This window comes from Citrobacter sp. RHBSTW-00671, assembly GCF_014103415.1.
Classification (GTDB): Bacteria; Pseudomonadota; Gammaproteobacteria; order Enterobacterales; family Enterobacteriaceae; genus Citrobacter.
Map to the genome: position 1 here is coordinate 101,307 of NZ_JABXPR010000001.1, position 13,944 is coordinate 115,250.

Annotated in this window: 9 protein-coding genes and 2 pseudogenes; 6 read left to right on the forward strand and 5 right to left on the reverse strand. The window is 49.2% G+C overall.

Annotated elements, in window-relative coordinates:
- Positions 1-15: 15 nt before the first annotated feature.
- From HV261_RS00540 to HV261_RS00555, 4 genes are read right to left on the reverse strand one after another with little or no spacing between them, the layout of a single operon-like run.
- The gene (locus HV261_RS00540; RefSeq protein ID WP_202037153.1) at positions 16-795 is read right to left on the reverse strand and encodes a T6SS immunity protein Tli3 family protein; all 780 of its coding nucleotides are present in this window, start codon (positions 793-795) and stop codon (positions 16-18) included.
- 46 nt (positions 796-841) lie between these two features.
- Positions 842-1,621, reverse strand: coding sequence for a T6SS immunity protein Tli3 family protein (locus tag HV261_RS00545; RefSeq protein ID WP_202037154.1), 780 nt, complete (start codon positions 1,619-1,621; stop codon positions 842-844).
- Between the two features lie 9 nt (positions 1,622-1,630).
- Positions 1,631-3,727 (reverse strand): Tle3 family T6SS lipase effector, encoded by a 2,097-nt coding sequence (locus HV261_RS00550; RefSeq protein WP_202037155.1) that lies wholly within the window; start codon positions 3,725-3,727, stop codon positions 1,631-1,633.
- On the reverse strand, positions 3,720-6,260 hold the full coding sequence (locus HV261_RS00555) for a type VI secretion system Vgr family protein (RefSeq protein WP_202037156.1): 2,541 nt from the start codon (positions 6,258-6,260) through the stop codon (positions 3,720-3,722). Before HV261_RS00555 ends, HV261_RS00550 begins: the two co-directional genes overlap by 8 nt.
- A gap of 550 nt (positions 6,261-6,810) precedes the next feature.
- On the opposite strand from HV261_RS00555, the gene HV261_RS00560 reads away from it, so the two are divergent.
- The 3 genes from HV261_RS00560 to HV261_RS00570 are packed head-to-tail and all read left to right on the forward strand — an operon-like array spanning position 6,811 to position 9,370.
- Positions 6,811-7,494: a D-lyxose/D-mannose isomerase gene (locus tag HV261_RS00560; RefSeq protein WP_202037157.1), complete on the forward strand. Its 684-nt coding sequence runs from the start codon at positions 6,811-6,813 to the stop codon at positions 7,492-7,494.
- A gap of 14 nt (positions 7,495-7,508) precedes the next feature.
- A complete protein-coding gene (locus HV261_RS00565) occupies positions 7,509-8,369 on the forward strand; it encodes a ketose 1,6-bisphosphate aldolase (RefSeq protein ID WP_202037158.1) in 861 nt (286 codons plus the stop codon).
- Positions 8,366-9,370, forward strand: a complete 1,005-nt coding sequence (locus tag HV261_RS00570; RefSeq protein WP_202039637.1) for a carbohydrate kinase family protein — start codon at positions 8,366-8,368, stop codon at positions 9,368-9,370. The genes HV261_RS00565 and HV261_RS00570 overlap by 4 nt, the downstream gene beginning before the upstream one ends.
- An 86-nt stretch (positions 9,371-9,456) precedes the next feature.
- On the opposite strand, the gene HV261_RS00575 is transcribed toward HV261_RS00570, so the two are convergent.
- Positions 9,457-10,188 (reverse strand): response regulator, encoded by a 732-nt coding sequence (locus HV261_RS00575; RefSeq protein WP_137381225.1) that lies wholly within the window; start codon positions 10,186-10,188, stop codon positions 9,457-9,459.
- A 294-nt stretch (positions 10,189-10,482) separates the two neighbouring features.
- On the opposite strand from HV261_RS00575, the gene HV261_RS00580 reads away from it, so the two are divergent.
- From HV261_RS00580 to HV261_RS00590, 3 genes and pseudogenes are all read left to right on the forward strand, one after another.
- A complete protein-coding gene (locus HV261_RS00580) occupies positions 10,483-12,468 on the forward strand; it encodes an alkyl/aryl-sulfatase (RefSeq protein ID WP_202037159.1) in 1,986 nt (661 codons plus the stop codon).
- Between the two features lie 192 nt (positions 12,469-12,660).
- Positions 12,661-12,934 (forward strand): annotated as a pseudogene (locus tag HV261_RS00585) (YtcA family lipoprotein).
- A gap of 19 nt (positions 12,935-12,953) precedes the next feature.
- Positions 12,954-13,746 (forward strand): annotated as a pseudogene (locus HV261_RS00590) (HlyD family secretion protein); the annotation flags it as partial.
- Positions 13,747-13,944: the final 198 nt, after the last annotated feature.

Genomic DNA, 13,944 nt, shown 5'->3' on the forward strand with positions numbered 1-13,944 from the left:
ATATCCCATTGCAGATTATTTCCCCGCATCCATATCGCAGTACATCCGGGTCCAGCCTTTATAGCCCACCACCTCCGGTTCTTTGTCCGGCAGGTTTTGATAGTTAGCCTTATAACCTTCCGTTAAATGGGCTAAAGATGCTTTCATAAACACCACCGTTCCCCAGGCGGCACCTGGAAACTCAGGACTGGTATGACCGTCCACATACTTGCCACTGGATTTATGCTTGCCTGGTCTGTAGAGATAATACGTGTCATCAAAGTATTGATAATCTATACCCGGACCACCCGGTTTTAAGCGCGGGTCGTCAAAAGGGTATGAGCTCATATATAAATGCCCCTGTGCAGTGGTAATAAATGCCTGATTATTAACCACCACCACTCTTTTTATTTCTTTTCCTTCAGGTCTATCTACCATATTCCCATCAGAATTTTTCTCTTGCCCCTGAGATGGGGACATATACGTTGCGACCTGCCACGTTTGTCCATAGTCTTTAGATATTGTATATGCACCGGGTTCCCATTCAGGAATAAAGATGTATTTATCCGATGGATGGATATATATCCCAGAGAATATCCTGAAGGAAACAAATACTCCATCATATATCTCTTTATGAATATCTTTTCTAATGTCATGATACCAAAGTGCTCCCTCACAATAATAGCCTTTTAACTCCAGATAACGATTATCATCATAACGATAAATAACCTGTGAGGGTGTTTTTTTTGTACAGCCAGAGATAACACATAGTGAAATTGCTACGACGATTACTCTTACCACATTTCCCATTATCATAATTCATCCTTAAACGTTAAGAGGTTTGGGCATATCCCATTGCAAATTATTTCCCCGCATCCATATCGCAGTGCATCCGGGTCCAGCCCTTATAGCCCACCACCTCCGGTTCTTTGTCCGGCAGGTTTTGATAATTCGCTTTTTCTGACTCAACAAGATTATCCAATCCCTTTTTCATAAAAATAACCATACCCCACGCATACCCTGGCGATTCAGGTCTGATATGCGCGTTAACATATTCACCACTGGATTTATGCTTGCCTGGTCTGTAGAGATAATATGTATCATCAAAGAATTGATAATCTATACCCGGCCCACCCGGCGCCAGACGCGGGTCGTCAAAAGGATATGAACTCAGATATAAATGCCCCTTCGCCGTGGTAATAAATGCCTGATTATTAACCACCACCACTCTTTTTATTTCTTTTCCTTCAGGCCTGTCGACCATATTCCCATCTGAATTTTTCTCTTGCCCCTGAGATGGGGACATATACGTTGCAACCTGCCACGTTTGTCCATAGTCTTTAGATATTGTATATGCACCGGGTTCCCATTCAGGAATAAAGATGTATTTATCCGATGGATGGATATATATCCCAGAGAATATCCTGAAGGAAGCAAATACTCCATCATATATCTCTTTATGAATATCTTTTCTAATGTCATGATACCAAAGTGCTCCCTCACAATAATAGCCTTTTAACTCCAGATAACGATTATCATCATAACGATAAATAACCTGTGAGGGTGTTTTTTTTGTACAGCCAGAGATAACACATAGTGAAATTGCTACGACGATTACTCTTACCACATTTCCCATTATCATAATTCATCCTTAAACGTTAAGTATTTTGGGCATATCCCATTGCAGATTGGGTGTCTCGGTATTATATATTTCATTATGTCTGGCAGGTTTAACCGTTGTTGAATGGCAATATTCGTTAACCACGCCAAACGCTCCTGTCGGTAAAATATCATCTGGTTTATTCATATATATTTTTGTTTTCCTGTCGTTTAGCTCTCCTGATTTATAATATTCAACTGCTTCCTGAAGACCATTACGCTTCATACGCCAGTCCCCGCGCAGGAGTAGCTCGGTCCAGAATTCTCCGCAGCGGTGATCAAATGCCCTGCATATTCCCACCGCCAGATCGAAGGCCATCGCTTTCGCGGGGGCATCTTTTGACATAACAATAGAGGAATGCTGGCTGTAACCAATCTGCTCTGATTGCAGCCATTCTTTTTTTAACTCATCCGGCGTTTTTTCATAAATCAACTGAACGGTCTTATTGTATCCCCCGCCCAGAACAACGCCTTTGGTATATCGCTTGCCATATTTTTTGGCGAATATCGTGAGTTCTGCGGGCGTTAACGCCTGGCCCGGCTGTAAAGAATCAAAACCGGCCCCGCTCAGGTTTTTGGTGTCGGTTTCAGTACGCGCAATGACATTCGCCTTTGCAGAAAATGAGATGTCCTGATCGGGTGAACCTGGCGCTATCGAATATTTATACTGGCTTCCCGCGCCCTGTAACTGATGCCTGAAGGTAACGGGGAGCGGCTCACCATTCACAACAACATCCGCAAACGTATATTGTCTGGTCGCACCCGTATCCTGATCAAAACAATCCTTTTCTAACGCCGGCATTTCAAAAGGCACGCTCAGCGGGCTGCCGCCTATTTCCGGACCATTTTCACAGAAAACCCGCTGGCGCAGATTGTCTATGCCGCTGGCAATGTTATGGGGGACTCCCCGCCAGCCCAAACCCTGGACGTTAAGTAATGAAACCACACTGTCATTGGGGCAAAAATAGTTATATACCTTGCCAAAGTTATTACGCGCGTAGAGTTTATTCTGCCGCCACTGTGAATTGGTTTTACTCAGGCACAGCGCGCCTTCTAATTCATCAATCTCGGCCTGCGTGTGATATTGCCCCTTGCCATATCTGGCGTTGGTCGCCATCAACTGGCAGAAATTGCGGAACGTCTGCTGTCGGGCGCGATCCGTCTGGTGATGTCCAGGTGTGACACTTTCAGCAGCCGTTTTTTCCAGTGCGTAGGGAGAATGGTTGAGAATCACGCAATCGGCGGGATTGGCTCCTGCTGCTTTTACCAGCATATTAGCCAGCATGGTGATTATCGTTCCCTGGGAGTGCGCAATGATATTAATGGGGTCGTTTTCAGTAGGTTTATTATTTCGAATCATCAGGATTAAATCAGCCAGCCGCTGCGCGGCAAAAAACTGATAAATACGGTGCGGATTGTCATAAATAGGGTGCGTAAAATCCCCGGCATTCAGATACAGTGATGCAAATCCTGCCGCACCGTTCGCCAGGCCGCCGGAGCCCGGGCCTAACATATCCGGAATAGTGGTTGTCGCATTGGCAAAGGTACCGCCGCCTTTGGCGTACACATCGTCCAGCACGTTGCCGAAATTATCATTCTGATATTTCAAGGTGGTTTGGGGAATATGACCCAGCTTTTCCAGCTTTGCGTTGTCATCTTCCTGATAGGCGTTGTAAGGCAGTTTTGCGGCATCTCCTGATTTAGCCCGTTCTTCGCGATAACGCCGCTGGTCTTCTATATATGTCGCATGATCGACGGGTTTATACCCCCAATAAAATGGAATTACCGGGCTGCGTCCGGGCATTTTTACATTCTGCTGCTCGCCATCGCCCATATCCATTTTGTACTGCTGCCATTCATGCGGATACATATCCGTGCGGCCCATACGTTCATTCAGGCCAGCGATAATACCCTGCTCCTGATTCTGATAGGCCTCGCCCACATCGTTGACGCCGTGCACAAGGATCACAATGCAGGGCATGGAATAGTTAACGGGCACGTCGCAGACCGCCATTTTTCCGCCCGTTGATTTAGGCACGCCCTGTACACCTGTCGCCACCACCCGCGGATTAAAGGGACTGTTACTCATTTGGTAAAATCTCCATTTTCATTTCGTCCATTTCAGTCATATCCAATAACGGCGTCATTCCTTCATCGTCTGTGACGCCTTCAATGGTTTCGCCTGATGCCTTAGTCAGTCTGAATTTTGTTTTTTTCAGAACATCGTCTGGGTTGCCAGAGCCATGTAATTTAATGCGGCGATGAAACTGCTCTTCCTGAAAGACAGGGGTTTTATCTTTCACCGACTCCGGTCCGCTCCAGTCAAGAATGGTGCCTTTTAACTGCACCTTGGCGGGGGAGAATATTTTTACTGAGCCGTCTTCATTTATTCTGATACCGCCACCACCGCACAAAAGCTGGATATTCTTCCTGGCGCTGATGGTCACGTTGCCGTTCATACTCTGAATATGAAAATGCTTATCAGAAAGCAGCCCCATTTCCCCACGCTGCGCCTGGACGGAAATATCATCTTTTGCGGCGATGATTTTGATTCCGATAGCTCTGCTGAAAAGTGACAGGCCCTGTCCAACGGCCATTGAGAGTTTTTTAAAGACGTTAAAACTGCCGTTACTGGCGGCGTTTAGCGACAAATCTTTGTCTGCTGATAATGCCATCGTTTGCGGTGTAAGCAGGGCCATACCGTGATCGGCGTAGGCCACCAGCCCCGAGCGGGTAAGCTGTTCAAGCGCGGCGTTAAGCTGCTGCTGCGGTCCCATTTCGACATTTAACGCCTGTGCCGTCAGCGCGCTCTGCTGAAGCGACGTTGCCAGCGTAAGCGCGGCCTGAAGCTGCTGAACCACTGCGTTCATATCGAGCTGCTTACCCTGGGCTTTTGGCTGCGCCTCAGTCGTGAGTAGTATCCCCTTTGCCGCCCTCAGGACCGCGCGGTCATCGGTGCGTAGTTCTGCGCCTTCGCCGCGGGGTTTACCGCCAGCATCAACAAGATGGCCCATGTTCAACTGCGTTTTGGCATACTCGGTACTCAGCTTGACGTGTTCCTGCCCGCGTCGGTCCTCCATCCGCAGCTTATTAAGACCCGCAGTGCGGATGACGTTGCGGGTATTGTTGCGGCTGGTTACGGGGTCCGGCTTTGGGGCATGATGCAGAGCATGTGCAATAAAAGGTCTTTCCGGATCGCCGCCTTCAAACGCAATGGCGACCTCTGTGCCCTGGATTAACGGAAAGTGATGACCATAAGTATCACCGGCATAAACCCGCGCCAGACGAACGGGCATGCTTTCATAACCTTGCCTGTGCTGGTCGAGGTCAAAATCAAACTTCACCCAATAACGACCCTGCACATCGATGTGAGCATATTGGTCATTGTCTATTGGTGATGAAACGATCGCGGGAACAGTACCGGCGATACGTGGCCGGGGTAATGGCCGCGGTCGAAAGCAAACGCGCTCACGGTAAGGAATACCACTCAGTTGGGATTGAAGGGCTGCATCACGCCTGCCCGTCACCCGCATTGCCGTTACCACAAATCCCGAGGTGAAGGCATGTGGAATGACGCCGCCGATCTCCAACACCATCCCAGGCACAATCAACGGACTGGTGGTCACGCCGTTTAAAATGGACTGATTATTAAGAATAATTTCGTGATGCAGTTTGGCATAGAACCAGCTTGACTCGCCCGGTTGTTCCTCAGCAAATTTCGATCCCGGCTGATGGTGAATATCCGCATAACGATAATCCATTCCATACGTCGCCGATGTTTGTTCCGCCCCATCGGCATCAGCGTGAAGTATTAGCGAGTTGGCAAGCCGGTAGTCAAAGTTCTTTGCTTTAACACCTGCGGAAACAACGTTATGCTTTGATACCAGCTTATCGATCGAATAATCATTTGATGTCAACCCGGCATGGGATGAGTGCATAATCTTTTGATCAAAGATGTATTGGCATTGTGAATCGCTGAAGATAAGCACCATAATGTGCAAAACAGCATGATGATTTGCGATCCTGAACCAGATCCCGACTTCTGACAGGATGCGGCTGATAAATGCTAAATCTGACTCCTCCCACTGGACGATCATTTCCCGGTTGGGATAGAGACAAACAAGATTATCAAAATCGATTTCATAATCGGCAAAAGCATGTTCTTTGAGGATCTGCGTGACCAGTTTCGGCACATTTATGTTCAGGTAAATAGCCGATCGCTTACGTCGTGAGAGTAATGCAAGCTTATGCTCCAGCCTGATTTCGTACAGTGATTCATCCGCTGATGTGCTAATAAGTGAAAATGACGTAATGATGCCTTCAATTTGTCGTTCATATAGCCACTTCTCAGAGCCCTGAATATATTTATTCCAGTTATGATTAGGTGCTCTGATTTGTAGCGACCCTTCAATATTTAGAATTGAGTCAGGAGAGATATTTTTTAGTTTTGATGTAAATGTGATTTTATAACTGTATGGTTTACTTAAATTTTCATGGCCTTCAATTGTTTCAACATCCAGCCCCTCTAACCTACCCTCCCCCCTCACGGAGAATAAATACTTATTTATACTCTCCTCTGAAACTATACCTTCCAGATTATAGAATCCTGAACCTTTTTTCATTATCGCATCCCTTACCCAAAGAAAGTAATACATAAGAAATAAAGTCCAGCCAGCATATCAACAATAATAAAAAAGGGGTATTTCTTTACTGAAAACAAATCTGGAAAGTGAGTTAATTATCATTAGTCAAACATGTAATATAACCCTGACATATAAATAAACGGTTAACTGGTGTGATTTTATATTTAATAGCATCGTTTGCTTACAAAACGGTGTATATCGTGCAGCATTCGTTTTTTCATGGTAAGGCAACAATCCAGCAGACAAATCCAAATGGTTCCAAAAGCTGAGAGGCAACTAAAAAAAACAAAGCATTAAGCCAATGATTTACAATAACATTTATAAAAAGATTCTGTTTATTTATTATTTTATTGAATAAATCACATCCTCCCATAAAAAAACACAATAAAATATAGCTATTCCCTATTCTGCTGTGAGGGGAGAGGTAACTGGATTATGCCCATCTGTTCCCGAGGAAAGATTTTGGTTTTCTCCCTCTTCCTTGAGAGAGAACCACATAAAGGTCATCTGATCAGCCACAGGAGAATCCATGAAACGCTCCGCAATAAACGAGATCCTTGGCCACACACGCCAGTTTTTTTCCCTGCACGACGTGCATCTCCCCGCTTTCGCCAGCTTCCCACCCACGCAATGGCGCAAACTCGACGCCGGAGCCTGGAGCGAAGTCTTTGACCTCAAATTAGGTTGGGATGTCACCGCATTTGGCGGCAACAATTTCGCCGCTCAGGGCTTAACGCTGTTCACCCTGCGGAATGGCTCGCCAAAAGGCATGCCATACGAGAAATGCTACGCCGAGAAAATCATGCATGTTCGCGATGCCCAGGTTACGCCGATGCATTTTCACTGGCGCAAGCGTGAAGACATCATCAATCGCGGCGGCGGCAATCTGATTGTCGAACTGTGGAACGCCGGTATCAGAGAACAAACGGAGGACAGCGACGTCAATGTGGTCATTGATGGTTGCCGACAAACCCATGCCGCAGGTAGCCAGTTACGCCTGGCTCCAGGGGAAAGCATCTGTCTGCCGCCGGGCCTGTATCACAGCTTCTGGGCGGAAGAAGGTTTTGGCGACGTGCTGGTCGGCGAGGTTTCTTCCGTCAATGACGACGACCACGATAACCACTTTCTGCAACCGATCGCCCGCTATAACGACATTGAAGAAGACGAACCGGCGCTGCTGGTGCTGTGTAACGAATATCGCCTGTTCCGCTAACCAAGGAGCGCATTATGCCGTTGATATCTCTCGCTGATGGCCTTGCCCATGCCCGCGAGCACCGCTATGCCTTAGGGGCATTCAACGTTCTGGACTCACACTTCCTGCGTGCGCTGTTTGCCGCGGCAAAGCAGGAACGTTCGCCGTTTATCATCAATATCGCCGAGGTGCATTTTAAATATATCTCGCTGGATTCTTTAGTCGAAGCGGTCAAGTTCGAAGCCGCACGCCATGACATTCCGGTGGTGCTGAACCTCGACCACGGCCTGCACTTTGAGTCGGTAGTTCGGGCGCTACGCTTAGGTTTCAGTTCAGTGATGTTCGATGGTTCCACGCTGGAGTATGAAGAAAATATCCGTCAAACCCGCGAAGTGGTGAAGATGTGCCACGCCGTCGGCGTATCGGTGGAAGCCGAACTGGGCGCGGTGGGCGGTGATGAGGGCGGCGCGCTGTACGGTCATGCCGACGAGTCGCTATTTACCGATCCGATGATGGCGCGTGATTTCGTCGACAGAACCGGGATTGACGCGCTGGCCGTTGCCATTGGCAATGCCCACGGCAAATATAAAGGCGAACCGATGCTCGACTTCCCGCGTCTGGACGCTATTCGCCAACAGGCGGCGATCCCGCTGGTACTGCACGGCGGTTCCGGCATCAGCGACGACGATTTCCGTCGGGCAATCGAGCTTGGCATTCACAAAATCAACTTCTATACCGGCATGTCGCAGGCGGCGCTGTCGGCCGTGGAGACGCGGATGGCGAATCGCCAGCCGCTGTACGACGAATTCGCCGAACTGCTGCTCGGCATTGAAGAGGCCATTACCGATACTGTTTCAGAACAGATGCGCATTTTTGGCAGCGCGGGACGGGTCTGATGGAACGCAAAGGCGTTATCGCCGCAGGCAACATGCTGGTCGATCATGTACACCAGATTGTGCAGTGGCCGGAACGCGGCTGGCTGGCGGAGATCACCCGTAGCGAACGCGCTACGGGCGGTGCGCCGCTGAACGTGCTGCTAACGCTGGCAAAAATGCACACCGGGCTACCGCTGCAGGCAGTGGGCTTAATTGGCAAGGACAGCGATGGCGACTACATCATGGCGATGCTGGAACAGTATCACGTTAATCGCCAGCATGTTCAGCGCACGACATCCGCCCCCACGTCAATGTCGCAGGTGATGACCGATCCCAGCGGCCAGCGCACCTTTTTTCACTCACCGGGCGCCAATCGGCTACTCGATCTGCCCGCTTTTGAGCAACTGGATACCTCGATGAAAATCTTCCATCTGGGGTATCTGCTGCTGCTCGACAGTCTGGACATGCCGGACGACGAGTTCGGTACGCGAAGCGCACGACTACTGGCACAAATGCGCGACAACGGCTTTGAAACGTCGCTGGATCTGGTTTCACGTAAAGGCGATCCACGCTACCAGCCGCTGGTGATGCCAGCGCTGCGCCATCTCGACTATCTGGTGATCAATGAGCTGGAGGCCGGGGAATTCAGCGGACTGGAGATCCGCCAGCCCAACGGCGAGTTGCATACTGCGCACATCGCCACCGCCGCCCGTGAACTGCTGGACGCGGGTGTACGCCAGCGGGTGGTGATCCACTGTCCGGAAGGCGCATGGGGTGAAAGTCCGGATCAGGCTGGCGCCTGGATACCCTCACATTACCTGGCGCAGGAGGAGATCGTCGGCAGCGTCGGGGCTGGAGATGCGTTTTGCGCCGGATTTTTGTATGGCTGCCACGAGCGCTGGTCGCTGGCAGACAGTATCAGGCTGGCACACGCCTGCGCGCGGGCAAGCCTGCTGTGTGCCAATGCAATCGACGGCGCAAAAACGCTGGAGGAATTAAAAGCCGGAATGGCTGATGCCTGATGAACCACGCTTATCAGGCCTCGGGGTCGTTATCGCTTTTGTAGGCCGGATAAGGCGTTTACGCCGCATCCGGCAACTGCGCACGATCACGCCGCCTTATCGTGATGCTGCACGTCGGCGGCAAAAACATAACCCAGCCCGCGCAGGGTTTTAATTAACATCGGCTGATGCGGGTTAACCTCTATCTTTCGCCGCAGCCGCATGATTAACACATCAATAGTGCGGTCAAACACCTCAACGCTGTCGCTGCGCGTCAACTCCAGTAATTGTTCGCGGCTCAGCACCCGGCGGGCGTTCTGTGCCAACGCCAGCAGCAAACTGTATTCACCCTGCGTCAGGTCCACCTTCAATTGCTGAGGATTACGTAACTGACAACCTGCGGTGTCAAGATGCCAGCCATTAAAGGATAACCCCGTAGTTTGTGGGCCGCTGCTTTCGGGTGTTAAAACACCGACACGCCTGAGCACGGCTTTTACCCGCGCCACCAGCACCCGCGCATTGAACGGTTTGCCGATATAATCGTCAGCTCCCATTTCCAGCCCCACAACCACATCCGATTCGCTACCTAACCCTGTCAGCATCACCACCGGTAATCCCGGCCTTATTTTTTGCACCTGCTGAAGCACCATCAGGCCATTAATATCGGGCAACATCATGTCCAGCAATACCAGCGCGATATCCGGCTGAGCCTCAATGCAGCACAGCGCATCCTGCCCGGTGTGACAGGCGGTCACCGCAAAGACGTGTTCACTCAGCACATCCTGGAGCAGTGTGCAGATTGCCTCGTCATCATCCACAACCAGAATAACGGGTTTCATCATGTAGCTCCGTTCATTCGTTTTATCTTTCTAATTGTGAGTAATTTCAGGCGAAGTGAAAGAGCACTCATGATCTATCTGATAAAAATATAATGCCCATCACATTATTTGCTAACTAAATAATCCAACGCCATTCGAACCATGAAGCACTAATACCTAACAAAAATGACAACACAGCTCACATAATCACATTCAAAAAATAAATATTTAGTCCTTATGATAAGCATGAAATTAAAACAACGACATTAGCCAAAATAATAAATTCACAGTGTTAATTATAAAATGGAGATTTATATGAATAACGCCGGAACATTCCGTTTAAACAGGGTGCTTTTTGCTATTTCAGTCGCGACAAGCTTTATAGTGAATACCGCATTCGCGACCACCTCCCCAAAAGAAGCAACATCATTTACCAAACAAATAAATCAGCAATATATAAAATCGTTACCTTTTAGTGATAAACAGGATTTTGCTGACGCACAACGCGGATTCATTGCGCCGCTACTGAACCATGGCGAACTCAAAAATGCAGATGGTAAAGTGTTTTACCGCGCCGAAGATTATAAATTCGACATCAATGCCCCCGCTCCCGATACCGTTAACCCAAGCTTCTGGCGGCAGTCACAACTCAACGGCATTTCCGGGCTGTTTAAAGTCACCGACCGGATGTATCAGGTACGTAGCCAGGATATCTCAAACATCACCTTTATTGAAGGTGATACCGGCATCATCGTCGTGGATCCGTTGGTCAGCCCTGAGTCAGCAAAAAACAGTTTAGATCTCTATTTCCAACATCGTCCGCAAAAACCTATCGTTGCAGTCATCTATACCCATAGTCATACCGATCACTTTGGTGGTGTCAAAGGCATCGTCAGCGAAGAGGATGTCAAAGCAGGCAAAGTGCAAATCATCGCGCCAGCCGGGTTTATGGAAGAGGCCATCAGCGAAAATGTGCTGGCCGGCAATATTATGAACCGTCGGGTGCTGTATTCTTATGGTCTGCTGCTGCCGCACAATGCGCAAGGTAACGTTGGCAACGGTTTGGGCGTTACGATTGCCCCAGGTAATCCAACCATTATCGCTCCGACCACCTCAATCACCAAAACAGGTGAAAAACTCACGATTGATGGGTTGGAATTCGACTTTCTGATGGCGCCAGGCAGCGAAGCGCCAGCAGAAATGCACTTCTATATTCCGAAACTGAAAGCGCTCTGCACCGCAGAGAATGCGACTCATACGCTGCACAACTTCTATACTCTGCGCGGAGCGAAGACCCGTGATGTTAGCAAGTGGTCATCCTATCTGAATGAAACACTTGATACGTGGGGAAGCCAGGCTGAAGTCCTGTTTATGCCGCACACCTGGCCGGTATGGGGTAATGATCATATTAATAATTATATTAATAAATACCGTGACACCATTAAGTATATTCACGACCAAACGCTACATTTAGCCAACCAGGGTTACACGCTGAATGAAGTGGGAGACATGATAAAACTCCCACCTGCGCTGGCGAATAACTGGGCCAGCCGCGGTTACTATGGCTCGGTCAGTCACAACGCCCGCGCCGTTTATAACTACTATCTTGGCTACTATGACGGCAACCCAGCGAACCTCCATCCTTATGGACAAGTCGAAATGGGCAAACGCTACGTGAAAGCGCTGGGTGGCTCCACACATGCAATTGGGCTGGCACGCGATGCCTACAAACAAGGGGATTACCGCTGGGCCGCCGAGCTTCTCAAACAGGTAATCGCGGCTAATCCAGGCGACCAGATCGCGAGAAACCTACAGGCGGATACCTTTGAACAGTTGGGCTATCAGGCAGAGTCCGCAACCTGGCGCGGGTTCTACCTGACCGGTGCGAAAGAACTGCGTGAAGGAGTACATAAGTTTAGCCACGGCACCTCAAACTCCAGTGACACCATTAAAGGCATGACGGTAGAAATGCTGTTTGACTATATGGCGGTCCGCCTGGATAGCGACAAAGCCGCAGGTAAGGATATCAGCCTGAACTTTAATCTGGCAGAAGGTGATAACCTGAACCTGACACTCAATGACAGCGTGCTTAATTACCGTAAGACACTGTTGCCAAAAGCGGATACCTCGTTCTATATGAGCCGTGCCGATCTGCATCGCGTGCTGACTGGCGAAACAAAGATGGCAGACCTGGTGAAAGCGAAAAAAGTCAAAGTCATCGGGAATGCGGCGACGCTGGATGAAATTATCGCATGTCTGGATCAATTTGACCTGTGGGTAAATATTGTCACCCCCAATTAATATGACCGACGTTCAGGGGAATTACCCCCTGAACTTTTCATTCACCCAAAAAATGAAATGCAATAAAACTATCGAATAAGTTATGAATACGGTTGCGCAATAAAGCTATTTTTCTCCTCGATAAAAATAGCCATACTGGTATTTTTATATTCACCCCGAAAATTGTTCGTAATACACAGGATGTATTTTAATATGCAAATAGTTAAATCCCGGATTGTGATGCAACAAAAAAAAGCGGTTGGCTTTCGCTTGCCGCATTACTTACAGGATGCTCACTGCCCCGGCTCTTCTTGTTATTGGCGCTTATTACCCTGACTGGTTTTTTTGCATGATCGCTGGCGTTATTCTTACGCTCATCACCCGACGGGTCATGCTGCATAAATATAACGTTCTGCCATTCGCAGGGATTATTTATACCACCCTCTTTGCACTCTACTCCATGCTGTTCTGGCTGGTATTTTTTTAACTCACATTGAGATGCGCCCATGGAAAGCTCGCAGAAAAAAGTTCCTCGTAACAAAGTGCCTACCCTGGCTCTGGTTATTCTTACACTTGTGGTGATGATATTTGTCATCTGGCGTATGGATAACTCCCCGTCCGCCAGCGACGCCTACGCCGCAGCTGACACCATTGATGTTGTCCCGGAAGTAAGCGGGCGTATAGTGGCGCTGACCGCACTCGATCAACAGATTATGTTAACCCAACGTACTGTCGACGCACAGAAACTTGCCGCCGGTTCCGTAGAAGCCACGGTTGCTAAAGCTCGTGCGGCGGCAAACCAGGCCAGCAATACCCTGAAGCGTACCGAGCCGCTGCTGTCCCAAGACTTTGTTTCAGCGGAAGACGCTGACCGCGCCCGCACCGCGCAGCGGGCCAGCGAAGCCGATCTCAACGCTGTGTTGTTACAGGCACAGCATCCACGCCGCTGCGGTCAGCGGCGTGGATACTCTGGTCGACCAACGCGTGGCGGTCCAGGCGGATATCGCACTCACCCAGTTACATCTGGAAATGGCCACGGTACGCGCACCCTTTGATGGTCGTGTGGTCTCGTTAAAAACCGCTATCGGTCAATTCGCTTCCGCAATGAACCCCATCTTTACTCTGATTGATACTCGCCACTGGTATGTGACTGCCAATTTCCGCGAAACCGAATTAAAGAATATCCAGACCGGTACGCCAGCCTCCCTGCGATTGATGGGCGACAGCAGCAAAACATTTAGCTGCAAAGTGGATTCCATCGGCTACGGCGTGCTGCCAGATGATGGTGGCATGGTGCTCGCCGAGCAGATGTCGTTATTGATGCTGGACAGTCAGCGCGTGATTCAAAGTCTACAGCTGATTAAATCCCTTGGCGCGGCTATCAGGCCACGTCCGACAAGGCCTGATAAGCGCAGCGCCATCAGACTATCGCGCACAGATTGCCGGATGGCGGCTTCGCCTTATCCGCCCTATGTTCTCCCCACGCCCTCTGATTTA